The sequence below is a fragment of the Kitasatospora sp. NPDC086009 genome (assembly GCF_044540385.1).
In the GTDB taxonomy this organism is placed as follows: Bacteria; Actinomycetota; Actinomycetes; order Streptomycetales; family Streptomycetaceae; genus Kitasatospora.
The window spans coordinates 134682-161078 of record NZ_JBITSA010000002.1; the positions used below are offsets into that span (position 1 = coordinate 134682).

Sequence of the window (26397 nt, forward strand, 5' to 3'; positions counted from 1 at the left end):
GGATCGATTGCCCGGGGGCCCGGCGACCGCCCCCACGGGCGCCGCGACATCCCTCAGACGGCCACCCGCCCCCGGAGGTCCTCGTTGAGTTCCGCGCAGTCCCTGATCGACTCCGGCCGTGCCGACATCGTCGCCGGGCGGCCCGCCTCCGTCGCCCACCTGTTCCTGGAGCGGGTCGCCGCCACGCCGGCGGGTGAGGCCTACCGCTTCCCCGTCCCGGTGGACGAGCACGCGGCGGACGGCGCCCCCGGCGCCGAGCAGTGGCGTTCGCTGACCTGGGCGCAGACCGCCACCCGGGTGTACGCGGTGGCCGCCGGCCTGCTGTCGCTGGGCATCAGCCCGGAGGACCGGGTCGCGCTGATGTCCTCCACCCGGCTGGAGTGGGTCATCGCCGACCTCGGCAACATGTGCGCGGGGGCGGCCACCACGGCCGTCTACCCGAGCACCAACGCCGACGAGACGGCCTACATCCTCTCCGACTCGGGCTCCAGGGCGATCTTCGTCGAGAACGAGAAGCAGCTCGCCAAGGTCGTCGGCGAGCTCGGCCAGCTGCCCGAGCTGCGCACCGCCGTCCTCTTCGACGGCACCGGCCCGGTCGCCGGGGCGCCCGGGCTGAACGTGCTCACCCTGGCCGACCTGGAGCAGCTCGGCACCGAGTACCTGGAGCAGCACCCGGACGCCGTGCGGCAGGCCGTCGACGCGCTCGACAAGGAGCAGCTGGCCACCCTGATCTACACCTCCGGCACCACCGGCCGCCCCAAGGGCGTGCGGCTGGTCCACGACTGCTGGGCGTACCAGGGGCGGGCGCAGGAGGAGAGCGGGCTGCTGCGCGCGGACGACGTGCAGTTCATGTGGCTGCCGCTGTCGCACGTGTTCGGCAAGAGCCTGATCTGCGGCCAGATCGCCACCGGTCACGTGATGGCGCTGGACGGCCGGGTGGACCGGATCATCCACAACCTGCCGGTGATCCGCCCGACCATGATGGCCTCGGCGCCGCGCATCTTCGAGAAGGTCTACAACGGCATCGCCGGCAAGGCCCGGGCCGAGGGCGGCGCCAAGTACAAGATCTTCATGTGGGCGGCGAAGACCGCCCGCGACTACGCCCGGGTCACCCAGGCCAACCGGATCGCCACCGGGCACGACAGCGCCCCGCTGGGGCTGCGGGTGCGGCACGCGCTGGCCGACAAGCTGGTGTACGCCAAGATCCGGGCCGCGTTCGGCGGGCGGATGCGCGGCTCGGTCTCCGGCAGTGCCGCGCTGGCACCCGAGATCGGCTACTTCTTCGCCGGCGTCGGCGTGCCCGTCCTGGAGGGCTACGGCCTGACCGAGAGCTCGGCCGGGATCTGCGTCAACCCCGCCGAGGACCTCCGGGTCGGCACCATCGGCACCGTGCTGCCCGGCAGCGAGATCCGGATCGCCGAGGACGGCGAGATCCTGCTGCGCGGCCCCGGCGTCATGCGCGGCTACCACAACCTGCCGGAGAAGACCGCCGAGGTGCTGGAGCCGGACGGCTGGTTCCACACCGAGGACATCGGCGAGATCGGCCAGGACGGCTTCCTGCGGATCACCGACCGCAAGAAGGACATGTTCAAGACCTCCGGCGGCAAGTACGTCGCCCCGAGCGAGGTGGAGGGCAAGTTCAAGGCGGTCTGCCCGTTCGTCAGCAACATCCTGGTGATCGGCAACGGCCGCAACTACTGCACCGCGCTGATCGGCCTGGACGAGTCGGTGATCATGCCGTGGGCGGCCGAGCACGGCCTGGCCGGCAAGTCCTACGCCGAGGTGGTCGGCGACCCGAAGGTGCACCAGCTGGTCGACGGCTTCGTGCAGCGCCTCAACGGCGACCTCCAGCGCTGGCAGACGATCAAGAAGTTCACCCTCCTCCCGCGCGACCTGGACATCGAGCACGGCGAGCTGACGCCGAGCCTGAAGATCAAGCGCCCGGTGGTCGAGCGGACGTACGCGGACGCCGTCACCGAGATGTACGCGGGCGCGAACGAGGCCTGATCCGTCCGTCGTCCCGTACGGCCTCGATGATCACCGTGGCCGTACGGGACAATGGGGTCATGCCCTCCGCACTCCCCGACGGCGAACCCGTGCCGTCCGACGGTTCCCTGCCCGCGCACGCCCTCGCCGGGCTCGGGTCGCGGCCGTTCGGCTTCTACCTGCACGTGCCGTACTGCGCGAGCCGCTGCGGCTACTGCGACTTCAACACCTACACCGCCACCGAGCTGCGCTCCTCCGGCGCCGTCGCCTCCCAGGAGACCTACGCCGACAACGTGGTCGCCGAGATCCGACTGGCCCGCGAGGTCCTCGGCGACACCGACCTGCCCGTGCGGACCGTCTTCCTCGGCGGCGGCACGCCCACCCTGCTGCCCGCCCGGGACCTGGTGAAGATGCTGGCGGCGATCCGGGCGGAGTTCGGGCTCGCCGACGACGCCGAGGTGACCACCGAGGCCAACCCCGAGTCGGTCGACCCGGCCTACCTCGCCGAACTGCGCGAGGGCGGCTACAACCGGGTCTCCTTCGGCATGCAGAGCGCCCGGCCGCACGTCCTGCGGCTGCTCGACCGCCACCACACCCCGGGCCGCCCGGAGGCCTGCGTGGCCGAGGCCCGCGCGGCCGGCTTCGAGCACGTCAACCTGGACCTCATCTACGGCACCCCCGGCGAGTCCGACGACGACTGGCGGGCCTCCCTGGACGCCGCGATCGGCGCCGGGCCGGACCACGTCTCGGCCTACTCGCTGATCGTCGAGGACGGCACCAAGCTGGCCGCCCGGGTCAAGCGCGGCGAGCTGCCGATGATCGACGACGACGTGCACGCCGACCGCTACCTGATCGCCGAGCAGGCGCTCGCCGCCGCCGGCTACTCCTGGTACGAGGTCTCCAACTGGGCCACCACCCCGCAGGGCCGCTGCCGCCACAACGAGCTCTACTGGACCGGCGGCGACTGGTGGGGCGCCGGCCCCGGCGCGCACAGCCACGTCGGCGGCGTCCGCTGGTGGAACGCCAAGCACCCGGCCGGCTACGCCCGCGCCCTCGCCGAGCGCCGCACCCCGGCCCAGGGCCGCGAGCGGCTCACCGACGAGGACCGCCGGGTCGAGCGCATCCTGCTCGAACTGCGCCTCGCCGAGGGCATCCCGCTGGACCTGCTCACGGCGACCGGCCGCGCGGCCGCCGACCGGCACCTCGCCGACGGCCTGCTCGACCGCACCACCCATGAGCGCGGCCGGGCCACCCTGACCCTCCAGGGCCGCCTCCTGGCCGACGCCGTGGTCCGCGACCTGGTGGACTGAGAGTCGTTGCCGTGGTGTCAGCCGCCGGCTCGCGGTCGCGGGCCCACGGCTGACCGGTCAGTCCTCCAGGGTGACGAAGTCGATCAGTTCCTCGACCTTCGCCAGGAGGGCGGGCTCCAGGTCCTTGAAGGAGTCGACCGAGGCGAGGATCCGCTTCCACGCGGCGGGGGTGTCGGCCGGCCAGCCGAGGCGGCGGCAGACGCCCCCCTTCCAGTCCTCGCCGTACGGGACGTCCGGCCAGCCGGGGATGCCGACGGAGGAGGGCTTCACGGCCTGCCAGACGTCGATGTACGGGTGGCCGACGACCAGCACGGCGTCGCCGGTGACCCGGGCGGCGATCCGGTGCTCCTTGGTGCCGGGGAGCAGGTGGTCGACCAGGACGCCGAGCCGGCGGCCGGGGCCGGGGGCGAAGTCGGCGACGATCGCGGGCAGGTCGTCGATGCCCTCCAGGTACTCGACGACGACGCCCTCGATCCGCAGGTCGTCCCCCCAGACCCGCTCGACCAGTTCGGCGTCGTGCCGCCCCTCGACGTAGATCCGCGACTCCCGGGCCACCCGGGCCCGCGCTCCGGGGACGGCGACCGAGCCGGAGGCCGTCCGGCCCGGCGCGCGCGGGGGAGCCGGCGCCGCGGCGGCGGGGCGGACCAGGGTGACGGTCCGGCCCTCCAGCAGGAAGCCGCGCGGCACCAGCGGGAACACCCGCCGCTTGCCGAACCGGTCCTCCAGGGTGACGGTGAACCCCTCGGCGGTCTTCTCGCAGCGCACCACCGCGCCGCAGAAGCCGGTCGCGGCCTCCTCGACCACGAGGTCCCGGTCGGCGGGCACCTCGGGGGCGGGCTGCTGCCGCTTCCACGGCGGGGTGAGGTCGGGTCCGTACTGGCGGCTGCGCATGCAGGTGACTATAGGCAGGCCCGACGGGGCGTCACAGGCCCGGCGCGCCCCAGACCGGGAACCAGCGGGTGAGGTCCTTCTCCAGCCGCAGGTCGTTCCCCAGCATGGCGTTGACCTGCAGTTCCAGCGGGCTGTCGCGCTTCTCCCCGCCGCCCGGCACCGGCGCGAACGGGTAGAAGGTGCCGCGCTTGTACAGGTAGACCAGCGCCAGCGGCTGCCCCTCGGCGCCGCGGAAGGCCACCAGCGAGCAGAGCAGCTGCGGGCCGAAGCCGTTCCCCTCCAGCTCGCTGTTGACCGCGTGCAGGTCGTTGACCAGCTCCGGCAACTCCTCGGGGGTGTGCCGGGCGAGCAGCCAGGAGTAGCCGTAGGCGTCCTTGGAGGCCTCCACCGGGACGCCGCCGCGCTCGGTGTCGGCGTCCAGCAGGGCCCGGACCTGCCGCTCGACCTCGACGAAGGCGCCGCCCTCGACCGAGGAAAAGCAGACCGACCCGACGCCGGTCGGCCGGAAGCCGGCCGCCGCCTCCAGGGTCAGCGCGGCCGAGGGCACGCCGAACAGCTGGTCGAGGTCGGGCCGGACGGGCTTGGTGCGGCCGAACAGTGCGTCCAGGATTCCCACGGCGGTCCCCTCCGGGGCGTGTCGTCGGCTCAGCGGCCGAGCTGGGTGGAGATCTTCGCCAGCTGCTCCAGCCGCTTCTCCAGCGAGGGGTGGGTGGAGAACAGCTGCGAGGCGGCCTCCCGGGCGCTCAGCGCGGGGGCGAAGTAGAAGGCGTTGTACGGCTGGGCCTGGCGCAGGTCCTTGGTCGGGATCGCGGCGATCTGGCCGGTCACCTTGGTGAGCGCCGAGGCCAGTGCGCTGGGCCGGCCGGTGAGCTGGGCGGCGGCCCGGTCGGCGGCCAGCTCCCGGTAGCGGGAGAGCAGCCGGGTCAGCAGGAAGCTGATCGCGTACACCACCACCGACACCAGCGGGATGACCAGCGCGGCGATCGCGGCGTTGGAGTCGTTGCTGTTGCGGCCGCCGCCCATGAAGCCGCCGTACATCGCGATCCGGGTCATCGCCCCGGCCAGTACGCCGAGGAAGCCGGCGATGGTCATCACCGCGACGTCCCGGTGGGCGACGTGCGACAGCTCGTGCGCCAGGACGCCCTCCAGTTCCTCCGGTTCCAGCCGCCGCAGCAGCCCGGTGGTGACGCAGACCACCGCGTTCTGCGGGTTGCGGCCGGTCGCGAAGGCGTTCGGCATGTCGTTGTCGGCGACCGCCACCCGGGGTTTGGGCATGTCGGCGAGGGCGCAGAGCCGGTCGACGGTGCCGTGCAGCTGGGGGTACTGCTCCGGGGTCACCCGGTGGGCGCCCATCGCCCGTTCGGTGATCTTGTCGCTGAACCAGAACTGGGCCACGAACAGCCCGCCGGAGATCAGCACGATCAGTGGCCAGGCGCCGCGCAGCAGCGCGATCAGCAGGCCGGTGAAACCCACGTACAGGAGCCCGATCACGAACATGGTCCCGACCATCCGGCCGGTCAGGCCGCGGTCCGGGGCGAAGCGGGTGGGCTGGCCCGAGGTCGACATCGCTGGTCCTCCGTTCGCCGTTCGCTATCGATGCTGCCACCCGGCCGGTCCCGCGGCATCACCCGCGCGCCGCGCGATGCGGGCAGGATCACCCCGGCGGTGCCGTTCCTGCCGTCGGACCCGGGCCTTACACTGGCAGGTACGGTTCTGGCACTCCTCTGTTCAGAGTGCCAAAGGCCGCGGTCCGCCCGGCGGACCGCACCATGCCGGAACGACACACGTCACCACGGACAACGTGCGAAGAGGGAGGTGCGTGCCCCATGGCCGGTGAGGTCCGCCAGCTCGACGAACGCAAGCTCGCCGTGCTCCGCGCCATCGTCCAGGACTACGTGGGCACCGAGGAGCCGGTCGGCTCCAAGGCTCTCGTCGAACGCCACAACCTCGGGGTCTCCCCGGCCACCGTCCGCAACGACATGGCCGCGCTGGAGGAGGACGGCTTCATCCACCAGCCGCACACCAGCGCCGGGCGGATCCCCACCGACAAGGGGTACCGCCTCTTCGTCGACCGGCTCGCCGAGGTCAAGCCGATGAGCGCGCCCGAGCGGCGGGCGATCCGGCACTTCCTGGACGGCGCGGTGGACCTGGACGACGTGGTCGCCCGCACGGTCCGGCTGCTCGCCCAGCTCACCCGGCAGGTGGCGGTGGTCCAGTACCCCTCGCTCTCCCGGTCCACGGTGCGCCACATCGAGCTGGTCGCACTCGCTCCGGCCAAGGTCATGCTGGTCCTGATCACCAACACCGGCCGGGTCGAGCAGCGGATGGTCGACTGCCCGGGTCCGGTCGGCGAGGTGGTCCTCGCGGACCTCCGTGCCAAGATCAACACGAGGGCCGTCGGCGTGCGGCTGCCCGACGTGCCGGGGCTGCTGGACGAGCTCCCGGCGATGTTCGAGGCGGTGGACCGGCCGGCCGTCACCGTCGTCCTGGCGACGCTCTTCGAGGCGCTCGCCGAGCAGAACGAGGAGCGGATCATGCTGGCCGGCACGGCCAACCTGACCCGCTTCGGCCACGACTTCCCGCTCACCATCCAGCCGGTGCTGGAGGCGCTGGAGGAGCAGGTCGTCCTGCTGCGCCTCCTGGGTGAGACGGCGGACGCCGGGATGACGGTCCGGATCGGCCGGGAGAACGCGTACGAAGGGCTCAATTCCACCTCGGTCGTCTCGGTCGGTTACGGTTCGGGCGACGAGAGCGTGGCCAAACTGGGTGTGATCGGTCCGACCCGGATGGACTATCCGGGCACAATGGGGGCGGTGCGAGCGGTGGCACGGTACGTGGGCCAGATCCTGGCCGAGTCGTAGGGAACGACCGGTGTCACACAGGTGACACCGGTACCAGTCGCAAGCACTTCTACAGGCGGAACAAGCGGAGCATTTGGTGGCCACGGACTACTACGCGGTACTCGGCGTCCGACGGGATGCGGGGCAGGACGAGATCAAGAAGGCGTTCCGGCGCCTGGCGCGCGAACTGCACCCGGACGTCAACCCCGACCCGAAGACGCAGGAGCGGTTCAAGGAGATCAACGCCGCCTACGAGGTCCTCTCCGACCCGCAGAAGCGGCAGGTCTACGACCTCGGCGGGGATCCCCTCTCGCCCAACGGCGGAGGCGCGGGCGGCTTCGGCGCGGGCGCGGCCGGGTTCGGCTTCTCCGACATCATGGACGCGTTCTTCGGCGCGGCCGCCGGTCAGCGCGGCCCGCGCTCGCGCACCCGGCGCGGCCAGGACGCCATGATCCGGCTGGAGATCACCCTGGAGGAGGCCGCGTTCGGCACCACCAAGGAACTCCAGGTCGACACCGCCGTCACCTGCACCACGTGCAGCGGCGAGGGCGCCGCCCCCGGCACCTCCGCGCAGACCTGTGACATGTGTCGCGGCAAGGGCGAGGTCTCCCAGGTCACCCGGTCCTTCCTGGGCCAGGTCATGACCTCCCGGCCCTGCCCGCAGTGCCAGGGCTTCGGCACCGTCGTGCCGACCCCGTGCCCGGAGTGCGCCGGCGACGGCCGCGTGCGGGCCCGCCGCACCCTGACCGTGAAGATCCCGGCCGGTGTCGACAACGGCACCCGGATCCAGCTGGCCGGCGAGGGCGAGGTCGGCCCCGGTGGCGGCCCGGCCGGCGACCTCTACGTCGAGATCGCCGAGAGCACCCACCCGACCTTCCAGCGCCGCGGCGACGACCTGCACTGCACGGTCACCATCCCGATGACGGCCGCCTCGCTCGGCACCCAGGTGCCGCTGCAGACCCTGGACGGGCTGGAGGAGGTCGACATCCGGCCCGGCACCCAGTCCGGCCAGTCGATCCCGCTGCACGCCCGCGGCATCACCCATCTGCGCGGCGGCGGCCGGGGCGACTTGATAGTGCACGTCGAGGTGCAGACGCCCACCAAGCTCGACCCCGAGCAGGAGGACCTGCTGCGCCGGCTCGCGGTGCTGCGCGGCGAGGAGCGGCCCTCCGGGCAGTTCGCGCCGGGCCAGCAGGGGCTGTTCTCCCGGCTGAAGGACGCCTTCAACGGCCGCTGACCGTACCGGCGCCCGGTGCCCCGCTCCCGGCGGGTCACCGGGCGCCGTCGTTCCCCCGTCCGTCCCCCCACCCCCACTCCAGGAACCGCCATGACCGCGCCCGTGTTCGTCGTCGAGACCGCGCAGCTCGCCTCCGCCGCCCCCGGCGCGGTGGTCCGGCTGGACGGCCCGGAGGGGCGGCACGCCGCCGCCGTGAAGCGGCTGGAGCCGGGCGAGGCGGTGACCCTGGCCGACGGGCTCGGCCTGGGCGCCGACGGCACCGTCACGGCCGTGCACGGCAAGGACGCCGTCGAGGTGACGGTCGCCGCGGTCCGCCGGGAGGCCGAGCCGGCGCCGCGGATCGTCGTCGTCCAGGCGCTGCCCAAGGGCGACCGCGGCGAGCTGGCGGTGGAGACCATGACCGAGGTCGGCGTGGACGTGGTGATCCCCTGGGCCGCCTCCCGCTGCATCACCCAGTGGAAGGGCGAGCGCGGTGCCAAGGCGCTCGCGAAGTGGCGCTCCACCGCCCGCGAGGCGGGCAAGCAGTCCCGCCGGCTGCGCTTCCCCGAGGTCCGCGAACTCGCCACCACCCGCCAGCTGGCGCCCGTCCTGGCCGGGGCCGCGCTCGCCGCGGTGCTGCACGAGGACGGCGCCGAGCCGCTGGCCGGTGCCGCGCTGCCCGGCGGCGGGGACATCGTGCTGGTGGTCGGCCCCGAGGGCGGGGTCTCCCCGGAGGAGCTGGCCGCCTTCGCCGAGGCCGGTGCCAGGCCGTACCGGCTCGGGTCCTCGGTGCTGCGCACCTCGACCGCGGGAGTGGCCGCCGGCGCCCTGCTGCTGGGCCGCACCGGCCGCTGGGGCTGAGCGGGCCGGTCGCCGCACGGACCGTTCGTCCCCCGGCGGTTCGCTCCCCGGCGGTTCGTCCCCCGTAGGGGGCGGCCTGCGCGAAACCGGAGGCGCGCCGCCCCGGCGGGTGCGTAGGGTGCGGCTGTGAGCGAATCCCCGAGCACCCCTGGCGGCGCCTACCTGCGCCATCCGCACCTGCACGGTGACCTGATCACCTTCGTCGCGGAGAACGACGTCTGGCTCGCCCCGCTGGACGGCGGCCGGCCCTGGCGGCTGACGGCCGATCACGTCCCGGTCCGCCGCCCGCGCTTCTCGCCGGACGGCCGGCACATCGCCTTCGTCTCCACCCGGGACGGCGCGCCCGAGGTGCACGTCGCGCCGGTGGACGGCGGGCCGTCCCGGCGGCTGACGTACTGGGGCAGCGACCAGACGCAGCTGCAGGGCTGGACGGCCGACGGCAGCCCGGTCGCCACCACCTCCGCCGGACAGGCCACCCTGCGCCGCACCTGGGCCCACGCCGTACCGCTGGACGGCGGCGAGCCGCGGCGGCTGCCGTACGGGCCGGTCGGCGGCGTGGCGTACGAGCCGGGCGGTGACCGGGTGCTGCTGCTCTCGGCGGCCGGTGCGGAGCCCGCGCGGTGGAAGCGCTACCGGGGCGGCCGGGTCGGCAAGCTCTGGATCGGCGCCGAGCGGTTCGCCCGCGTCCACGAGGAGCTGGACGGGCACATCGAGGCGCCGCTCTGGGTCGACGCGCCCGGCGGCGCCCGGATCGCCTTCCTGGCCGACCACGAGGGCGTCGGCGAGCTCTACTCCAGCCTCCCCGACGGCAGCGGCCTGCGCCGCCACACCACCTCCCCGGAGGGCTTCTACGCCCGCGGCGCGACCAGCGACGGCACCCGGGTGATCTGGCACCGGGCCGGTGACCTCTGGCTGCTGGACGACCTCGACGGCGCCGAGCCGCGCCGGCTGGACGTCCGGCCGGCTGGCCCCCGGGCCGGCCGGCGGCCCCGCCCGGTGCCGGCCGCGCACTGGCTGGAGAGCGTCGCCCCCGACCGCACCGGCCGGGCCGGCGCCGTGGTGGTGCGCGGCAGCGTGCACTGGCTGCCACACCGGGAGGGCCCCGCCCGGGTGCTGGACGAGACGCCCGGCGTCCGGGCCCGGCGGGCCCACGTGGTGCCCGGCGAGGACGGTGCGCAGGGCGTGCTCTGGGTGACCGACGCCGACGGCGAGGACGCCGTGGAGTACGCCCCCGCCGTGCTCGGCGAGGAGCGCCGCCGGCTGGCCGGCGGACAGCTGGGCCGGGTCCGCGCGCTGGCGGTCTCGCCGGACGGCAAGCAGGCGGCGGTCGGCGCGCACGACGGCCGGGTCCTCCTGGTGTCGCTCGCCGACGGGACGGTGCACGAGCTGGACCGCAGCACGGACGGCGAGGTCAGCGGGCTGGCGTTCAGTCCGGACTCCGCCTGGCTCGCCTGGTCGCGGCCGAGCCCGGGCTTCGGGGCCTGGTCGCTGCGCCAGATCGTGCTGGCCAACCTGGCCACCCGCACGGTCGGCGAGGTCACCCCGGCGCGCTTCATCGACACCTCGCCGGCCTTCACCGCCGACGGCCGCCACCTGGCCTTCCTCTCGGTGCGCAACTTCGACCCGGTCTACGACTCGCACGTCTTCGACCTGTCGTTCCCCAACGGCTGCCGCCCGTACCTGGTCACCCTGGCCGCCGACACCCCCTCCCCGTTCGGCCCGCGCCGGGCCGGGCGGCCGGCCGGCGGGGAGGACGACGAGCCCAAGGGCAAGAAGGCGGACACCGAGGAGGGGGCGGCCGACGCCCCGCCCGCCACCCGGGTCGACCTGGACGGGATCGCCGACCGGATCATCCCCTTCCCGGTCGAGGGCGGCCGGTTCGGCGAGCTGGCGGCCGCCAAGGACGGCGTGCTCTGGACGCGGATCCCGCTCACCGGCGAGCTCGGCGACGACGCGGCCACGCCGGAGGACGAGCAGCCGCGCCCCACCCTGGAGCGGTTCGACCTGCGCAAGCGCCGGGTCGAGCAACTGGTCGACGGGCTCGACGAGTTCGCGGTCAGCGGCGACGGCACCCGGGTCGCCGTGCTGGACGAGGGCGAGCTGCGGATCGTCCCGGCCGACCACAAGGCGGTGGGCGACGACGACGAGATCGACGTCGACCTGCACCGGCTGCGGGTGACCGTCGACCCGGCCGCCGAGTGGCGGCAGATGTACGACGAGAACGGCCGCCTGATGCGCGACAACTTCTGGCGCCCGGACCTCGGCGGCCTGCCCTGGGCCGAGATCCTCGACCGCTACCGGCCGCTGGTGGAGCGGCTCGGCTCGCACGACGACCTGGTCGACCTGCTCTGGGAGGTGCACGGCGAGCTGGGCACCTCGCACGCCTACGTGCAGCCCTACGGCATCCACACCGAGGCCGCCCGCCGGCAGGGCAAGCTCGGCGCCGACCTGGTCAAGGACGGCGAGGTCTGGCGGATCGCCCGGATCCTGCCCGGCGAGTCCTCGGACCCGCGGGCCCGCTCGCCGCTGGCCGCGCCGGGCGCCGCCGTCCGCCCGGGCGACGCGGTGCTGGCCGTCAACGGCCGCCCGGTGGACGCGACCGCCGGCCCGGCCCCGCTGCTGGCCGGCACCGCCGGACAACCGGTCGAGCTGACCGTGGCCGGCAAGGACGGCACCGACCGCCGGTACCCGGTGGTCGTCCCGCTCGACGACGACGAGCCGCTGCGCTACCACGACTGGGTGGCCGGGCGGCGGGCCGCCGTCCGGGAGCTGTCCGGCGGGCGGCTCGGCTACCTGCACATCCCCGACATGCAGAGCACCGGCTGGGCCCAGATCCACCGCGACCTGCGGTCGGAGATGGCCCGGGAGGGCGTGATCGTCGACATCCGGGAGAACCGCGGCGGCCACACCTCGCAGCTGGTGATCGAGAAGCTGGCCCGGCGGATCGTCGGCTGGACGGTCGCCCGGGACCTCGCCAACCCGGTGCCCTACCCCGGCGACGCGCCGCGCGGGCCGATCGTGGCGCTGGCCGACGAGTTCTCCGGCTCGGACGGCGACATCGTCAACGCCGCCATCCAGGCGCTGAAGCTCGGCCCGGTGGTCGGGACGAGGACCTGGGGCGGCGTGATCGGCATCGACAGCAAGTACAGCCTGGTGGACGGCACCCTGGTCACCCAGCCGAAGTACGCGTTCTGGCTGGAGGGCTACGGCTGGGGCGTGGAGAACCACGGCGTCGACCCGGACGTCGAGGTGCCGGTCGCGCCGCACCAGTGGGCCGCGGGGGAGGACCCGCAGCTCGCCGAGGGCGTCCGGATCGCCCTGGCGGCGCTGACCGAGACCCCGGGCAGCACGCCGCCGCCGCTGCCCTGGGAGCAGGGCCCGGCGCCGGACGCCCCGCGGGGCGCGGGGCAGGAGGGCGGGCACGGCGCCGGGCAGGACGCCGGGTAGGACGGGCGCGGGCCCCGCGGGGGTGCCCGGGCAGCTGACCGGGCACCCCCCACGGGCCGTACGCCCCCCGCGGACGGCGGGTCCGCGGGGGGCGGACGCGACTGCCAGCAGGCGACCGGGCCGCTCGGCTAGCATGCGGCCGTACGCCCCGACCGACACCGTGCGACACCGCGAGGAGACCCCGATGGCCGGCGAGCCGCAGTCCGACTGCCTGTTCTGCAAGATCGTGGCGGGCGAGATCCCGGCCACCGTGGTGCGCAAGACCGAGCGCGTCCTCGCCTTCCGGGACATCGCCCCGAAGGCTCCGACCCACGTCCTGGTCATCCCGCACGCCCACTACCCGAACGCCGCCGCGCTGGCCGCCGCCGAGCCGCGGATCGCCGGTGAGCTGCTCGCCGAGGCCGGCGAGGTCGCCCGGGACGAGGGCCTCGACGACTACCGGCTGATCTTCAACACCGGCGCGGGCGCGGGCCAGACCGTCTTCCACGCCCACGTCCACGTGCTCGGCGGCATGCCGATGAACGAGCGCATGGTCTGAACGACGTGTCACAGCGCGAACTCGTCGTCCTCGGCACGGCCAGCCAGGTCCCGACCCGGCACCGCAACCACAACGGCTACCTGCTGCGCTGGGACGGCGAGGGCCTGCTGTTGGACCCCGGCGAGGGCACCCAGCGCCAGATGCTGCACGCCGGGGTCTCCGCCACCCAGATCACCCGGATCGCGGTCACCCACTTCCACGGCGACCACAGCCTGGGCCTCGCCGGGGTGATCCAGCGGATCAACCTGGACCGCGTCCCGCACCCGGTGGACATCTACTTCCCGGCCTCCGGGGAGGTCTACTTCGAGCGGCTGCGGCACGCCACCGCGTTCCACGAGACCGCCGTGCTGCGCCCCCGCCCGATCGACGGGCCGGGGCCGCTGCCGGCGCCCGGCGCCCGCTTCGCGCTGGACGCCGTCCGGCTCTCGCACCCCGTCGAGTCCTTCGGCTACCGGCTCACCGAGCCGGACGGCCGCCGGCTGGTGCCCGAGCGGCTGGCCGCGCTCGGCATCGCCGGCCCGGACGTCGGCCGGCTCCAGCACCGGGGAGCGATCGAGTCGGGCGGCCGGCGGGTCACCCTGGACGAGGTCAGCGAGTTCCGCCGGGGCCAGCGGTTCGCCTTCGTGATGGACACCCGGCTCTGCGAGGGCGTCCACGAACTCGCCGAGGGCGCCGACCTGCTGGTCATCGAGTCCACCTTCACCGACGCCGACACCCGGCTCGCCGAGGAGCACGGCCACCTCACCGCCGGCCAGGCCGGCAAGGTCGCCGCCGAGGCCGGCGCGGGCACCCTGGTGCTGACCCACTTCTCGCAGCGCTACCCGGACCTCGGCCAGCACCTCGCCGACGCCCGCAAGCACTTCGACGGCACCGTCGTGCTCGCCGAGGACCTCGCCCGGGTGCCCGTGCCGCCCCGCCGGCGGCCGTGAGCGGCCGGGCGCGCGGAGCCGCGGGCCGGTGGCCGTGCGCCCGGGCGGGGCACCGGTCCCGGGCGGAAAACCGTTCGCGCCGCTCCGCGATCTGCCCCAGCATCGTCGGGAGCGGCCCCGCCGCCCGCCGCAGCGATCACGCTCGCGGCGTACCCTGGTGCCCCGGAAGGACCGCGCGGCACCACGAGACCACGGATTGGGATGAGGCAGGCCCCAGCGCCGACCTATGAGTGACACATCGCAGACCCGTACGAACGGACAGCCGCGCCCCGAACCGGCCGACGAGGGCCGTACCAGCGCCCGGATCGTCATCCCCGAGAAGCACCCGATGGTCACCCTGCTCGGCACCGCGGACTCGCTGCTGAGGGTGATCGAGCGAGGCTTCCCCGCCGCGGACATCCACGTCCGCGGCAACGAGGTGACCGCCACCGGAGAGCGCGCCGAGGTCGCCCTCGTCAAGCAGCTCTTCGACGAGATGATGCTGGTGCTGCGCACCGGCCAACCCCTCACGGAGGACGCCGTGGAGCGCTCCATCGCCATGCTCCGGAGCGCCGTCGACGACCCGGACAGCCCGGCGCCGTCGCAGGTGTTCACCGCGAACATCCTGTCCAACCGGGGCCGCACCATCCGCCCCAAGACGCTCAACCAGCAGCGCTACGTCGACGCGATCGACAAGCACACCATCGTCTTCGGGCTCGGCCCGGCCGGTACCGGCAAGACCTACCTCGCGATGGCCAAGGCCGTCCAGGCCCTCCAGGCCAAGGAGGTCAACCGGATCATCCTGACCCGTCCGGCGGTCGAGGCGGGGGAGCGGCTGGGCTTCCTGCCCGGCACCCTCTTCGACAAGATCGACCCGTACCTGCGCCCGCTCTACGACGCGCTGCACGACATGATGGACCCGGACTCCATCCCGCGCCTGATGGCGGCCGGCACCATCGAGGTCGCCCCGCTCGCCTACATGCGCGGCCGGACCCTCAACGACGCCTTCATCATCCTCGACGAGGCCCAGAACACCTCGCCCGAGCAGATGAAGATGTTCCTCACCCGCCTCGGGTTCAACTCCCGGGTGGTCGTCACCGGCGACACCAGCCAGATCGACCTCCCGGGCGGCACCCGCAGCGGCCTCAAGGTCGTCCAGGAGATCCTGGTCGACGTGCCCGACATCCACTTCTCCGTGCTCACCAGCACCGACGTGGTCCGTCACAAGCTGGTCGGCCGGATCGTGGACGCCTACGAGCGCTGGGACGCCCGGCAGGAGGCCGAGGAGAACGCTCCGTCGGCCCGCAAGCCCGGCCAGCGGCGCCCCGGCAAGACGACCGCACCGCGCGCACCCCGACAGTCCCATCGCACCGAAAGCTGAGTAACCAGCCCGTCATGTCGATCGACATCGCCAATGAGTCCGGTTGGGACGCCGACGAGGAGTCCATCCTCGACGTCGCCCGCTACGCGCTGGACAAGATGCGGATCCACCCGCAGTCAGAACTGTCCGTGATCCTGGTGGACGGTGCGGCGATGGAGGAGCTGCACATCCAGTGGATGGACCTCCCCGGCCCGACCGACGTGATGTCCTTCCCGATGGACGAGCTGCGTCCCGGCAAGGAGGGCGAGGAGCTGCCGCAGGGCCTGCTCGGCGACATCGTGCTCTGCCCCGAGGTGGCCGAGCAGCAGGGCAAGGCGGCTCCGTCCAAGCACTCGATGGACGAGGAGCTGCAGCTGCTCACCGTCCACGGGGTGCTCCACGTGCTCGGGTACGACCACGAGGAGCCGGACGAGGAGGAGGAGATGTTCGGCCTCCAGAAGGCCATCCTCGACGGCTGGCGGGCCGGCCGCGGCCTGGGCGGGATCTCCCCGGCCCCCACCACCCACTGAGCGCGGAGCCCGAACCCCTGTGAGTGGTGAGAGTACGAGTTTCATCCTCGGCGCCGTGCTGCTGGTCGTCCTCGGCTGGCTGGCGGCCTGCGCCGAGGCGGGTATCTCCCGGGTCTCCCGGTTCCGCGCGGAGGAGGCCGTCCGGGCCGGCCGGCGGGGCTCGGCCCGGCTGCTGGCGCTGGCCTCCGACCCGATCCGCTACCTCAACCTGGCCACCCTGATCCGGGTGGCCAGCGAGATGGCGGCGGCGGTCCTGGTCACCGTGGTCTGCGTGCGGAGCCTGGACTCCACCTGGCAGGCCGTGCTGCTGGCGTTCGGCGTGATGGTGCTGGTCTCCTTCGTGGCGGTCGGCGTCTCGCCCCGCACGATCGGGCGCCAGCACCCGCTGACCACCTCCACAGCGGCCTCCTTCGTGCTGCTGCCGCTGGCGGGCGTGCTCGGCCCGATCCCGCGGCTGCTGATCCTGCTCGGCAACGCGCTGACCCCGGGCAAGGGCTACCGCGAGGGGCCGTTCGCCTCCGAGGCGGAGCTGCGCGCCCTGGTGGACCTCGCCGAGAAGGACGACCTGATCGAGGACGAGGAGCGCCGGATGGTGCACTCGGTCTTCGAGCTGGGCGACACCATCGTCCGCGAGGTGATGGTGCCGCGCACCGACCTGGTGATGATCGAGCGTCACAAGACCGTCCGTCAGGCGCTGACCCTGGCGCTGCGCTCGGGCTTCTCGCGGATCCCGGTGGTCGGCGACAACGAGGACGACGTGGTCGGCATCGTCTACCTCAAGGACCTCGTGCGGCGCACCCACATCAACCGGGAGGCCGAGTCCGAGGAGGTCGGCGCGGTGATGCGGCCGGCCGTCTTCGTCCCGGACTCCAAGCCGGCCGGCGACCTGCTGCGCGAGATGCAGCAGCGCCGCTCGCACGTGGCGATCGTGATCGACGAGTACGGCGGCACGGCCGGACTGGTCACCATCGAGGACATCCTGGAGGAGATCGTCGGCGAGATCACCGACGAGTACGACCGGGAGATCGCGCCGGTCGAGGACCTCGGTGACGGCTCGTACCGGATCACCGCCCGGCTGCTGGTCGAGGACCTCGGCGAGCTGTTCGGGATCGAGCTGGAGGACGAGGACGTCGAGACCGTCGGCGGCCTGCTCGCCAAGCACCTCGGCCGGGTGCCGATCCCGGGCTCGTCCTGCGAGATCCCGCTGCCCGAGGACGCGGCCACCGACCTGACCGCGATCCGGCTGACCGCGGAGAGCTCGGCCGGCCGCCGCAACCGGATCGGTTCGATGGTCGCGATCCCGGTCCGGGTCTCGGCCGAGGCCCTCCAGGAGTCCGGCGAGTAGCGTTCGGGCGGCCGCGGGGCGACGATGGCGTCATGACTCATCTACTGCGTGCGGAGTACGGCCCGCAGGGTCGGTCGGCCGGGGCGAAGACCTGGCACGTCGTCCGGGCCGCCGAACCCGCGGCGGCCCTCTGCGGCCGCACGATGGACACCGACGCCGAGACCCGGCCGGACCAGGAGTGGGGCACCGGGCTGCGCTGCTGTCAGCAGTGCGGCTCGCTGTACATGCACGAGGTGCCGCACATGCAGGGGAGCCACCCCTACAGCTAGGCACATGCGGGGGTACCGCCCCCTGGAAGCCAGGCCGTGCGCCCGCTCCGCGGTCGGAGTAGCGTGAACGAAGGCCGTTTCGACGTCGCCATGGTGGAGGTCACCATGAAGGTGCAAGACGAACTGCCGGTCGACCACCGGCTGCTCCTGGTCTGGCGGACCGGGGCGGGACTCGGCGGGATCTTCCTGATCGTGTTCGGCATCCTCGGGCTGGCGGACCATCCCGGCTTCCTGTCCACCGAGGGCGACGACATCGCCGGGATGTCGACCAACGGAGCGCTGAGCATCCTCTCCATCGTGATGGGCGCGGTCCTGGTGGCCGGCGCGGTGATCGGCGGGAACTTCGCCGCCAACCTCAACATGGTGGTCGGCATCCTCTTCGTGCTCTCCGGTTTCTACGGGCTGACGGTGCTCGGCCGGCCGGACGCCAACATCCTCAACTTCCGGATGTCCAACGTGCTGTTCGCGTTCATCTTCGGACTGGTCGTGGTGACCTTCGGGATGTACGGCAGGGTCAGCAGCCATCTGCCGCACGACAACCCGTACTGGCGCAAGCGGTCTGCCGAGGAGGAGCCGCTGCCGAACGGTCCGAAGACCTTCGTCAAGGTCATGCGGCCCGGGCCGCCCAATCCGATCGGCCACTGAGGCCGCTGAGGCCGCTGAGGCGACCGACCGGCCGTCCGCGTCGCAGGGCGCGGACGGCCGGTCGGCGGGGCGCCCTATGCTCGGCGCCATGAGTGACATCGTCGAGCTGGATCCCGAAGACAAGAAGATCATCACCCTGGCCCGCTCCGCGCGCGCCCGCAACGGCGTCGCGGAGGGGGCCGCGGTGCGTGACGAGACCGGGCGCACCTACGTGGCGGGCACGGTCGCGCTGGAGTCGCTGCGGCTCAGCGCGCTGCAGACGGCGGTGGCGATGGCGGTGGCCAGCGGCGCCAGGTCGCTGGAGGCGGCCGCCGTGGTGAGCGAGGCCGGGGAGCCGGCCGAGGCCGATCTGGCCGCGGTGCGGGACCTCGGCGGGGCCGGGACGCCGGTGCTGCTCGCCGGACCGGACGGGGCGCTGAAGGTGGCGGCCGAGGCGCGCTGAGGCGCGTCGACGGCGTACCGGGGCCCGCCGAGGCCGCCGGGGGACGGCTCGGGGCGCCCGGGGCAGCCCGGGCGCCCGGCCCTCCAGGATCCGCAGATAATCTCACCGGTACAGATGGTGAGCAGGTCGCGGTGAGGGGGCTGGGGGCATGGGACCGTTCGCGTTCTTCGCGGGCCTGCTGCTGGGCGTCATGGGGATGGGCAAGTGGCAGGAGACCGGGTCGCCGTTCTGGCTCTGGGGCTCCGTCGCCTTCCTCCTCATCGTCCTGATCAGCGGGATCTCCGCCGTTCTGGGCGGCAAAAAGGGCTGACGGGGGCGGGCTGTCCGCCGGGCGCCCGGTGATCAGGGAGAATGGGGCCCATGAGTGCCCCTTCCTCCTCGTACCGCTCCGGCTTCGCGTGCTTCGTCGGCCGGCCCAACGCGGGCAAGTCGACCCTGACCAACGCCCTGGTGGGGACGAAGGTCGCGATCACCTCCGACCGTCCGCAGACCACCCGGCACACCGTGCGCGGCATCGTGCACCGCCCGGACGCCCAGCTCGTGCTGGTCGACACCCCCGGTCTGCACAAGCCGCGCACCCTGCTCGGCGAGCGGCTGAACGACCTCGTCCGCTCCACCTGGGCCGAGGTCGACGTGATCGGCTTCTGCCTGCCCGCCGACCAGAAGCTCGGCCCCGGCGACAAGTTCATCGCCAAGGAACTCGCCGACATCAAGAAGACCCCCAAGGTGGCCATCGTCACCAAGACCGACCTGGTCGACTCCAAGCGGCTGGCCGAGCAGCTGATCGCCGTCCACCAGCTCGGTGCCGAGCTGGGCATCGAGTGGGCCGAGATCATCCCGGTCTCGGCGGTCGGTGACAAGCAGGTCGAGCTGGTCGCCGAGCTGATCACCAAGCTGCTCCCGGAGGGCATGCCGCTCTACCCGGACGGCGACCTCACCGACGAGCCCGAGGTGATCATGGTCGCCGAGCTGATCCGGGAGGCCGCCCTGGAGGGCGTCCGGGACGAGCTCCCGCACTCGCTGGCCGTGGTCGTCGAGGAGATGATCCCGCGCGAGGACCGCCCGGCGGACCGGCCGCTGCTGGACATCCACGCGAACGTCTACATCGAGCGGCAGAGCCAGAAGGCCATCGTGATCGGGGCCAAGGGCGCCCGGTTGAAGCACGTCGGCACCACCGCCCGCAAGCACATCGAGGCGCTGCTCGGCACGCCGGTCTACCTGGACCTGCACGTCAAGGTCGCCAAGGACTGGCAGCGCGACCCGAAGCAGCTGCGCAAGCTGGGCTTCTGAGCCCGCCCGCACCGAGCAGGGCCCGTCCGGACGACCGCGTCCGGACGGGCCCTGCGCCGTCCCCTAGGCGCCCTCGCGCAGCACCAGCGAGACCAGCTCCCGTTGCGACTCGGTGAGCTTCGGGTCGGCGCAGTGCACCGTCCGGCCGTCGACGGTGATCTCGTAGTGGAAGCCGTCCGGCACCCCGTAGGAGGGCGCCCGCAGCCCGCCCGCGACGGCCTCGCGGGCGAGCGCGTGCACGTGCGGGGCGTCCGTCCGCGCGGTGGTGTCGAGCTCCGCGCGGCGGACGTTCCCCGCGAGGCCGCCGGTCCGGGTCACCTGGATACGCATGGTGTCCATGGTGCTACGCAGGGATGGCGTTTGCCGGGCTTTTCCAGGACCTTGACCTTATGCGCTCTTAAACCTTATGACCGCTCAAGTCGGGCTCGACCGCGGTCGGGCGGCTCAGGCCGTACTGACCCCGACCTTCGCCCAGGCCGCCGTCACGGTGTCGCCCACCGCGGGCTCGGGGTAGCGGGCCCGGGCGGCCGCCACGGTGGCCCGGGCGAAGGCCGCGAAGTCGGCGTCCCCGGGCAGCTGCCGGCCGGTCAGCGCGTCGTACCAGATCCGCCCCGCCCGCTCCCAGGCCGGCCCGCCGAGCGCGGTGGCCAGCAGGTAGAAGGCGTGGTTCGGGATGCCGGAGTTGATGTGCACGCCGCCGTTGTCCTGGGCGGTGCGGACGTAGTCGCGCAGATGGGCCGGCTGCGGGTCCTTGCCGAGCCGGGGGTCGTCGTACGCGGTCCCGGGCGCCTCCATCGAGCGCAGTGCCACCCCCTGCACGCCCGGGGCGAGCAGGCCGGCGCCGATCAGCCAGTCCGCTTCGCCGGCGTCCTGGCGCAGCGCGTACTGCTTCACGAGCGAGCCGAACACGTCGGAGACGGACTCGTTGAGCGCGCCGGGCTGGCCCCGGTACTCCAGTGCGGCGGTGAACTGGGTGACGCCGTGGGTGAGTTCGTGGCCGATCACGTCGACGCAGGCGGTGAAGTCGCCGAACACCTCGCCGTCGCCGTCGCCGAAGACCATCCGCCGGCCGTCCCAGAAGGCGTTGTCGTAGTCGCGGCCGTAGTGCACGGTGGCGTCCAGCCGCAGACCCTGGTCGTCGATCGAACGGCGGCCGAAGGCGTCGGCGAAGAGGGCGAAGGTGTCGCCGAGGCCGTCGTAGGCGTGGTTGACGGACTGGTCAGGGACGGGCCCCTGGTCCTCCCGGCGGACGGTGCGGCCGGGCAGCCGTTCGCTGTGTCCGGCGTCGCAGATCACCCGCTCCAGGCGGGTGCCGCCGGGCTGCGGCGCAGTGGCGGTGAGGCGGGCCGTGCGGTGCGCGGCATCCAGGGCGAGGGAGCGGGCGGCGGGCTCGTGACCGGCCTCGGCGAGGCGGTCCAGGACGTACGGCGGAACGATCGCGCAGAGCGGCGGTTCGGCGGTCATGTGGCCAAGAGTGAGGCATTCGTGACCTGTTGTCACCGGCGTGGACGGAATCGGGCGCCGTCTCAAGGGGTGGAATGTCCGCCCGGCTCACTTCGGGGGCGCGTGCTCCTCGGTTACGCTGGACGACATCATGCGCAACGGGCTGCTTCTTCTTAGCTGCCGCGTCGAGGGCCTGTAGTCCACCAGGGCCGGCTCCCTCGCCGCGGGGACTGTGCTGTGCGCGTTGCAATACTGCGGCCCACCGAGGGGTCGTGCGCGGCAGCAGGCCGGCCGGTCGGGTGTCCATCTCACCCCGACAAGCCCCGCATCACAGGAAGCCGAGAGTCACCTCCATGACCGAGCAGAGCTCCGCCGCGTCCATCCCCGCCGGTCGCGCGTTCGTCGACCGTCCGACGCCGATCACCGCCGCGACCGTGCGCCAGCGGGGCGCCGGCATGCGCCACGGCCGCTACCTGCCGTTCGGCACGGTCGACCTGCCGGACCGCAGCTGGCCGTCGAAGGTCATCACCAAGGCGCCGCGCTGGCTCTCCACCGACCTGCGGGACGGCAACCAGGCGCTGATCGACCCGATGTCCCCGGCCCGCAAGCGCAAGATGTTCGACCTGCTGGTCGGCATGGGCTACAAGGAGATCGAGGTCGGCTTCCCCTCCTCCGGCGCCACCGACCACGCCTTCGTACGGTCGCTGATCGAGGAGGGGGCGATCCCGGAGGACGTCACCATCTCGGTGCTGACCCAGGCCCGCGAGGAGCTGATCGAGAAGACCGTCGAGTCGCTGGTCGGCGCGCCGCGGGCGACCGTGCACCTGTACAACGCGACCGCGCCGCTGTTCCGCCGGGTGGTGTTCCGCAACGACCGGGCGGCCACCAAGGCGATCGCCACCGACGGCACCCGGCTGGTGATGGAGTACGCCGAGAAGCTGCTGGGCGACGACACCGTCTTCGGCTACCAGTACTCGCCGGAGATCTTCGTCGACACCGAGCTGGACTTCGCCCTGGAGGTCTGCGAGGCGGTGATGGACGTCTGGCAGCCGGGCGAGGGCCGCGAGATCATCCTGAACCTGCCGGCCACCATCGAGCGGGCCACCCCGAACGTCCAGGCCGACCAGTTCGAGTGGATGTCGCGCAACCTGTCCCGCCGCGAGCACGTCTGCCTGTCGGTGCACCCGCACAACGACCGCGGCACCGCCGTCGCCTCCGCCGAGCTGGCCTACATGGCCGGCGCCGACCGCATCGAGGGCTGCCTGTTCGGCCAGGGCGAGCGGACCGGCAACGTCGACCTGGTGACCCTGGGCATGAACCTGTTCTCGCAGGGCATCGACCCGCAGATCGACTTCTCCGACATCGACGAGGTGCGCCGCACCGCCGAGTACTGCAACCAGATGGAGGTGCACCCGCGCCACCCGTACGCCGGCGACCTGGTGTACACCTCCTTCTCCGGCTCGCACCAGGACGCGATCAAGAAGGGGTTCGACGCCCTGGAGGCCGACGCGAAGGCGGCCGGCGTGCCGGTGGGCGAGCACACCTGGGGTGTGCCGTACCTGCCGATCGACCCGAAGGACGTCGGCCGCACCTACGAGGCGGTCATCCGGGTCAACAGCCAGTCCGGCAAGGGCGGCGTCGCCTACGTCCTGAAGAACGACCACAAGCTGGACCTGCCGCGCCGGATGCAGATCGAGTTCTCCCGGATCATCCAGGCCAAGACCGACGCCGAGGGCGGCGAGGTCACCCCGGCGGCGATCTGGGCGGTCTTCCAGGACGAGTACCTGCCGACCACCGACAACCCGTGGGGCCGGATCTCGCTGAGCGGCTCGCGCAGCCTGACCACCGAGGACGGCCGGGACGCGCTGACCGCCCAGGCCGTGGTCGAGGGCGCGCCGGTCACCCTGGCCGGTACCGGCAACGGCCCGGTCTCCGCCTTCGCCGACGCGCTGGGCCGGATCGGGGTGGACGTCCGGGTGCTGGACTACGCGGAGCACGCGCTGAGCGAGGGCGGCGACGCCCAGGCCGCCGCGTACGTCGAGTGCGCCGTGGACGGCAAGGTGCTGTGGGGCGTGGGCATCGACGGCAACACGGTGCTGGCCTCGCTGAAGGCGATGATCAGCGCCGTCAACCGGGCGCAGCGCGGGTAGTTCGTACGAGTGGTAGTGGCGGGCCGTCCTCCGGGGCGGCCCGCCGTCGTGGTCGGCGGTCCCGGGTGGGCGGCTGTGGCCTGCGCCACATTTTTTCGGCCCGGAAGCCGTTCGAGGTACTGACACGTGCCGGTAACCATGGCAACATCGACCCACCGGAAATCCGGGTCGGTGGGACGGCCTCGGGGTCCGGTCGCGTGACCTGCCCATTGTTGTGCAGGCCGCCTGCCATGTCTGGGGAGTGGCGCCGTGACAGGGTTGTGGGGTGTTCGCCCGCGGTGGCGGACTGACGTTCTCGGTGACTTCTTCTGTCCAGGCTGCGGCGGGGACCGCAACTACCGCCGGCAGCACGGCCGGCGGTGGCTGCGGTTGCTGGGCGCGGCGGTGCTGCCGCTCGGCCCGGTCGTCCGGAGCGTGCAGTGCACCACCTGCCACGGCCGCTACGGCGTGGAGAGCCTGGACCAGCCCACCTGCGTGCGCCTCGGCGGGATGCTGCGCGACGCGCAGTACACCGTCGCCCTCGCGCTGCTGGCGGCCGGCGGGACGGCGCACCGGGCGGCCCGCGAGGCGGCCTGCGCGGCCGTCCGGGAGGCCGGTTTCGACGACTGCGGCGAGGCCCAGGTGCTCGCCGCGCTGGCCGCGCTCTCCGGGCTCGGCGGCGAACTCCGGGACGCCCACGACCTGGAGGCGTCCTCCGGACTCGGGGACGCCGGCGCGCTGGCGGTGGAACTGCACGCGGTGCTCGAACCGCTCGCCCCGCACCTGGCCCACCACGGCCGGGAGCGGCTGCTGCTGCAGGGGGCGGCGATCGCGCTGGCCGACGGGCGCTACCTGCCCCAGGAGCGGGAGGCGCTGGCCGCCGTGGGGCGCTGCCTGGACCTGCCGCAGGCGAGGGTCGGGGCGCTGCTGGAGGCGGCCACCCGCGCCTCGTACTAGGCCGCGCGGGCCACGTCCCGGCCACGCGGGAAGGACCTCGGCCGTCGCACCACGCGGACCCCGGACGGCCGCCCCCGGGACCCCCACGAACCGGGCCCGAACCGCCCCCCGGCCCCCCGGCCGGGCGGCGCCCCACCCCGGGCCCGCCGTGCCCCGCACCGATCGGGTCTCCCCCACGGCCCCGGTGCGGGCCACACGGCTGCCGCCCGGAGGTCGGCCGGTGGGGGACAATGGTGGGATGTCCACACTGTTCGACGCCGGCCGCGAGGCCGCCGCATGAGCCTGTTCCGGGACGACGGCGTGGTGCTCCGGGCGCAGAAGCTCGGCGAGGCCGACCGGATCATCACCATGCTCACCCGCCAGCACGGCAAGGTGCGCGCGGTGGCCCGCGGGGTGCGCAAGACCAAGTCCAAGTTCGGCGCCCGGCTGGAGCCGTTCTCGCACGTGGACGTGCAGTTCTTCAGCCGGGGGAGCGAGCTGGTGGGGCGCGGGCTGCCGCTCTGCACCCAGGTGGAGACGATCGCCCCGTACGGCGGCTCGATCGTCACCGACTACGGCCGCTACACCGCGGGGACGGCGATGCTGGAGACGGCGGAGCGGTTCGCCGAGAACGAGGGCGAGCCGGCCGTCCAGCAGTACCTGCTGCTGGTCGGCGGCCTGCGGACGCTGGCGGCCGGGGTGCACGAGTCGCACCTGGTGATGGACGCCTTCCTGCTCCGCTCGCTGGCCGTCAACGGGTACGGCGCGAGCTTCACCGACTGCGCCAAGTGCGGCCTCGAGGGCCCGAACCGGTTCTTCTCGCTCCAGGCGGGCGGCGTGCTGTGCGGAGACTGCCGAGTCCCCGGTTGTGCCGTACCCTCCCCTGAGACACTGGTACTGCTCGGGGCGCTGCTGTCAGGGGACTGGCGGACGGCCGACACCTGCGAGCCGAGGTACTGGCGGGAGGGCAGCGGCCTGGTCGCGGCCTATCTGCAGTGGCACCTGGAGCGGGGCATCCGCTCGATGAGATACGTGGAGAAGTGAGCACATGGCAGCGCGACGGCTCTTCGGCGGTGGCAAGCAAAGGGAGTACCTCCCCCCGACCCCGCACCCCAGCGGCGCACAGCCCCCGAAGATCCCCGGCGAGCTGGTCCCCAACCACGTCGCGATCGTGATGGACGGGAACGGGCGCTGGGCCAAGGAGCGCGGGCTGCCGCGCACGGAGGGCCACAAGGTCGGCGAGTCCGTGGTGCTGGACGTGCTCAAGGGCGCGATCGAGCTCGGTGTGAAGAACATCTCGCTGTACGCGTTCTCCACCGAGAACTGGAAGCGCTCGCCCGACGAGGTGAAGTTCCTGATGAACTTCAACCGGGACGTCATCCACCGCCGCCGTGACGAGATGGACGCGATGGGCGTGCGGGTCCGCTGGGCCGGCCGGATGCCCAAGCTGTGGAAGAGCGTCGTCCAGGAGCTCAAGGTCGCCGAGGAGCAGACCAGGGAGAACGACGCCGTCACGCTCTACATGTGCGTCAACTACGGCGGCCGGGCGGAGATCGCGGACGCCATGGCGGCCATCGCGGCCGATGTCGCGGCGGGCCGGCTGGACCCGAAGAAGGTCAACGAGAAGACCATCGCCAAGTACCTCTACCACCCGGACATGCCGGACGTGGACCTCTTCCTGCGCCCGAGCGGCGAGCAGCGGACGTCCAACTTCCTGCTCTGGCAGTCGGCGTACGCGGAGTTCGTGTTCCAGGACGTGCTCTGGCCGGACTTCGACCGCCGGGACCTCTGGCGGGCCTGCGAGCAGTACGCGCGGCGCGACCGCCGCTTCGGCGGGGCGATCCCCAACGAGGTCGCCCCCGGCGAGGCCGCGGAGGTCCCCGCGCAGCGCTGAGCCGCCGTGGGGGGGGGGGGGGGGGGGGGCGGGGGGGGGGGGGCCCCCCCCCCCCCCGCGGGGACACCCGGCTGCGGGACCGGGCGTCGGCGGGGCACTCAGCCCATGTGCGGGTAG

Annotated in this window: 25 protein-coding genes; 20 read left to right on the plus strand and 5 right to left on the minus strand. The window is 73.1% G+C overall.

Annotated elements, in window-relative coordinates; translation table 11 throughout:
• Positions 1-84 precede the first annotated feature (84 nt).
• Positions 85-2007: an AMP-dependent synthetase/ligase gene (locus ACIF6L_RS06250; RefSeq protein WP_396487032.1), complete on the plus strand. Its 1923-nt coding sequence runs from the start codon at positions 85-87 to the stop codon at positions 2005-2007.
• A 59-nt stretch (positions 2008-2066) separates the two neighbouring features.
• Positions 2067-3296 (plus strand): radical SAM family heme chaperone HemW, encoded by a 1230-nt coding sequence (gene hemW, locus ACIF6L_RS06255; protein WP_329487592.1) that lies wholly within the window; start codon positions 2067-2069, stop codon positions 3294-3296.
• A 57-nt stretch (positions 3297-3353) separates the two neighbouring features.
• Here the strand turns inward: hemW and ACIF6L_RS06260 are convergent, their stop codons facing one another.
• The 3 genes from ACIF6L_RS06260 to htpX are packed head-to-tail and all read right to left on the minus strand — an operon-like array spanning position 3354 to position 5753.
• Positions 3354-4187 (minus strand): DUF3097 domain-containing protein, encoded by an 834-nt coding sequence (locus tag ACIF6L_RS06260; RefSeq protein ID WP_329487591.1) that lies wholly within the window; start codon positions 4185-4187, stop codon positions 3354-3356.
• Between the two features lie 31 nt (positions 4188-4218).
• A complete protein-coding gene (locus tag ACIF6L_RS06265; protein WP_329487590.1) occupies positions 4219-4803 on the minus strand; it encodes a hypothetical protein in 585 nt (194 codons plus the stop codon).
• Positions 4804-4832: 29 nt separating this feature from the next.
• Positions 4833-5753 carry a zinc metalloprotease HtpX gene (gene htpX / locus ACIF6L_RS06270; RefSeq protein WP_352289092.1) on the minus strand — a complete coding sequence of 307 codons (921 nt, stop codon included), beginning with the start codon at positions 5751-5753 and terminating at the stop codon, positions 4833-4835.
• Positions 5754-6013: 260 nt separating this feature from the next.
• On the opposite strand from htpX, the gene hrcA reads away from it, so the two are divergent.
• From hrcA to era, 14 genes are all read left to right on the plus strand, one after another.
• Positions 6014-7048 (plus strand): heat-inducible transcriptional repressor HrcA, encoded by a 1035-nt coding sequence (gene hrcA, locus ACIF6L_RS06275; protein ID WP_396487031.1) that lies wholly within the window; start codon positions 6014-6016, stop codon positions 7046-7048.
• A gap of 76 nt (positions 7049-7124) precedes the next feature.
• On the plus strand, positions 7125-8264 hold the full coding sequence (gene dnaJ / locus ACIF6L_RS06280; protein WP_329487587.1) for a molecular chaperone DnaJ: 1140 nt from the start codon (positions 7125-7127) through the stop codon (positions 8262-8264).
• A gap of 90 nt (positions 8265-8354) precedes the next feature.
• Positions 8355-9104 (plus strand): 16S rRNA (uracil(1498)-N(3))-methyltransferase, encoded by a 750-nt coding sequence (locus ACIF6L_RS06285; RefSeq protein ID WP_352289089.1) that lies wholly within the window; start codon positions 8355-8357, stop codon positions 9102-9104.
• Between the two features lie 126 nt (positions 9105-9230).
• Positions 9231-12551: a PDZ domain-containing protein gene (locus ACIF6L_RS06290; RefSeq protein WP_396487030.1), complete on the plus strand. Its 3321-nt coding sequence runs from the start codon at positions 9231-9233 to the stop codon at positions 12549-12551.
• A gap of 184 nt (positions 12552-12735) precedes the next feature.
• Complete coding sequence (locus ACIF6L_RS06295) at positions 12736-13089, plus strand: histidine triad nucleotide-binding protein (protein ID WP_329487584.1); 354 nt, start codon at positions 12736-12738, stop codon at positions 13087-13089.
• Between the two features lie 5 nt (positions 13090-13094).
• The gene (locus ACIF6L_RS06300; protein ID WP_396487029.1) at positions 13095-14018 is read left to right on the plus strand and encodes a ribonuclease Z; all 924 of its coding nucleotides are present in this window, start codon (positions 13095-13097) and stop codon (positions 14016-14018) included.
• A gap of 226 nt (positions 14019-14244) precedes the next feature.
• On the plus strand, positions 14245-15378 hold the full coding sequence (locus tag ACIF6L_RS06305) for a PhoH family protein (protein WP_396487028.1): 1134 nt from the start codon (positions 14245-14247) through the stop codon (positions 15376-15378).
• Between the two features lie 14 nt (positions 15379-15392).
• Positions 15393-15887, plus strand: a complete 495-nt coding sequence (ybeY, locus tag ACIF6L_RS06310; RefSeq protein WP_329487582.1) for an rRNA maturation RNase YbeY — start codon at positions 15393-15395, stop codon at positions 15885-15887.
• A 19-nt stretch (positions 15888-15906) separates the two neighbouring features.
• Entirely contained in the window at positions 15907-17232 is a 1326-nt protein-coding gene (locus ACIF6L_RS06315) for a hemolysin family protein (RefSeq protein ID WP_329487581.1), read from the plus strand.
• Between the two features lie 32 nt (positions 17233-17264).
• Positions 17265-17501, plus strand: a complete 237-nt coding sequence (locus ACIF6L_RS06320; protein WP_329487580.1) for a hypothetical protein — start codon at positions 17265-17267, stop codon at positions 17499-17501.
• A gap of 63 nt (positions 17502-17564) precedes the next feature.
• On the plus strand, positions 17565-18146 hold the full coding sequence (locus ACIF6L_RS06325) for a DUF4383 domain-containing protein (protein ID WP_396487027.1): 582 nt from the start codon (positions 17565-17567) through the stop codon (positions 18144-18146).
• Positions 18147-18234: 88 nt separating this feature from the next.
• Positions 18235-18588, plus strand: coding sequence for a cytidine deaminase (locus tag ACIF6L_RS06330; RefSeq protein ID WP_329487578.1), 354 nt, complete (start codon positions 18235-18237; stop codon positions 18586-18588).
• A 148-nt stretch (positions 18589-18736) separates the two neighbouring features.
• Positions 18737-18898, plus strand: a complete 162-nt coding sequence (locus tag ACIF6L_RS06335) for a hypothetical protein (protein WP_329487576.1) — start codon at positions 18737-18739, stop codon at positions 18896-18898.
• Positions 18899-18948: 50 nt separating this feature from the next.
• On the plus strand, positions 18949-19878 hold the full coding sequence (gene era, locus ACIF6L_RS06340) for a GTPase Era (RefSeq protein ID WP_329487573.1): 930 nt from the start codon (positions 18949-18951) through the stop codon (positions 19876-19878).
• A 63-nt stretch (positions 19879-19941) separates the two neighbouring features.
• Here era and ACIF6L_RS06345 read toward each other — a convergent pair whose 3' ends face one another.
• A complete protein-coding gene (locus ACIF6L_RS06345) occupies positions 19942-20208 on the minus strand; it encodes a protealysin inhibitor emfourin (protein WP_329487572.1) in 267 nt (88 codons plus the stop codon).
• A gap of 114 nt (positions 20209-20322) precedes the next feature.
• Complete coding sequence (locus tag ACIF6L_RS06350; RefSeq protein ID WP_396487026.1) at positions 20323-21342, minus strand: M4 family metallopeptidase; 1020 nt, start codon at positions 21340-21342, stop codon at positions 20323-20325.
• 332 nt (positions 21343-21674) lie between these two features.
• Here ACIF6L_RS06350 and leuA point away from each other — a divergent pair, with 332 nt between their 5' ends.
• The 4 genes from leuA (at position 21675) to ACIF6L_RS06370 (ending at position 26280) form a co-directional block, all read left to right on the plus strand.
• Positions 21675-23471 (plus strand): 2-isopropylmalate synthase, encoded by a 1797-nt coding sequence (leuA, locus tag ACIF6L_RS06355; protein WP_329487570.1) that lies wholly within the window; start codon positions 21675-21677, stop codon positions 23469-23471.
• Between the two features lie 249 nt (positions 23472-23720).
• Positions 23721-24407: a TerB family tellurite resistance protein gene (locus tag ACIF6L_RS06360; protein ID WP_329487569.1), complete on the plus strand. Its 687-nt coding sequence runs from the start codon at positions 23721-23723 to the stop codon at positions 24405-24407.
• A gap of 276 nt (positions 24408-24683) precedes the next feature.
• A complete protein-coding gene (gene recO, locus ACIF6L_RS06365) occupies positions 24684-25430 on the plus strand; it encodes a DNA repair protein RecO (RefSeq protein WP_329487568.1) in 747 nt (248 codons plus the stop codon).
• A 4-nt stretch (positions 25431-25434) separates the two neighbouring features.
• Entirely contained in the window at positions 25435-26280 is an 846-nt protein-coding gene (locus tag ACIF6L_RS06370; protein WP_329487567.1) for an isoprenyl transferase, read from the plus strand.
• Positions 26281-26397: the final 117 nt, after the last annotated feature.

Coding starts and splice junctions, on each gene's coding strand:
- hemW (WP_329487592.1), top strand. CDS start 2,067: ATGCCCTCCGCACTCCCCGACGGCGAACCCGTGCCGTCCGACGGTTCC.
- ACIF6L_RS06260 (WP_329487591.1), bottom strand. CDS start 4,187: ATGCGCAGCCGCCAGTACGGACCCGACCTCACCCCGCCGTGGAAGCGG.
- htpX (WP_352289092.1), bottom strand. CDS start 5,753: ATGTCGACCTCGGGCCAGCCCACCCGCTTCGCCCCGGACCGCGGCCTG.
- hrcA (WP_396487031.1), top strand. CDS start 6,014: ATGGCCGGTGAGGTCCGCCAGCTCGACGAACGCAAGCTCGCCGTGCTC.
- ACIF6L_RS06285 (WP_352289089.1), top strand. CDS start 8,355: ATGACCGCGCCCGTGTTCGTCGTCGAGACCGCGCAGCTCGCCTCCGCC.
- ACIF6L_RS06295 (WP_329487584.1), top strand. CDS start 12,736: ATGGCCGGCGAGCCGCAGTCCGACTGCCTGTTCTGCAAGATCGTGGCG.
- ACIF6L_RS06305 (WP_396487028.1), top strand. CDS start 14,245: ATGAGTGACACATCGCAGACCCGTACGAACGGACAGCCGCGCCCCGAA.
- ybeY (WP_329487582.1), top strand. CDS start 15,393: ATGTCGATCGACATCGCCAATGAGTCCGGTTGGGACGCCGACGAGGAG.
- ACIF6L_RS06320 (WP_329487580.1), top strand. CDS start 17,265: ATGACTCATCTACTGCGTGCGGAGTACGGCCCGCAGGGTCGGTCGGCC.
- ACIF6L_RS06330 (WP_329487578.1), top strand. CDS start 18,235: ATGAGTGACATCGTCGAGCTGGATCCCGAAGACAAGAAGATCATCACC.
- ACIF6L_RS06335 (WP_329487576.1), top strand. CDS start 18,737: ATGGGACCGTTCGCGTTCTTCGCGGGCCTGCTGCTGGGCGTCATGGGG.
- era (WP_329487573.1), top strand. CDS start 18,949: ATGAGTGCCCCTTCCTCCTCGTACCGCTCCGGCTTCGCGTGCTTCGTC.
- ACIF6L_RS06345 (WP_329487572.1), bottom strand. CDS start 20,208: ATGCGTATCCAGGTGACCCGGACCGGCGGCCTCGCGGGGAACGTCCGC.
- ACIF6L_RS06350 (WP_396487026.1), bottom strand. CDS start 21,342: ATGACCGCCGAACCGCCGCTCTGCGCGATCGTTCCGCCGTACGTCCTG.
- leuA (WP_329487570.1), top strand. CDS start 21,675: ATGACCGAGCAGAGCTCCGCCGCGTCCATCCCCGCCGGTCGCGCGTTC.
- recO (WP_329487568.1), top strand. CDS start 24,684: ATGAGCCTGTTCCGGGACGACGGCGTGGTGCTCCGGGCGCAGAAGCTC.
- ACIF6L_RS06370 (WP_329487567.1), top strand. CDS start 25,435: ATGGCAGCGCGACGGCTCTTCGGCGGTGGCAAGCAAAGGGAGTACCTC.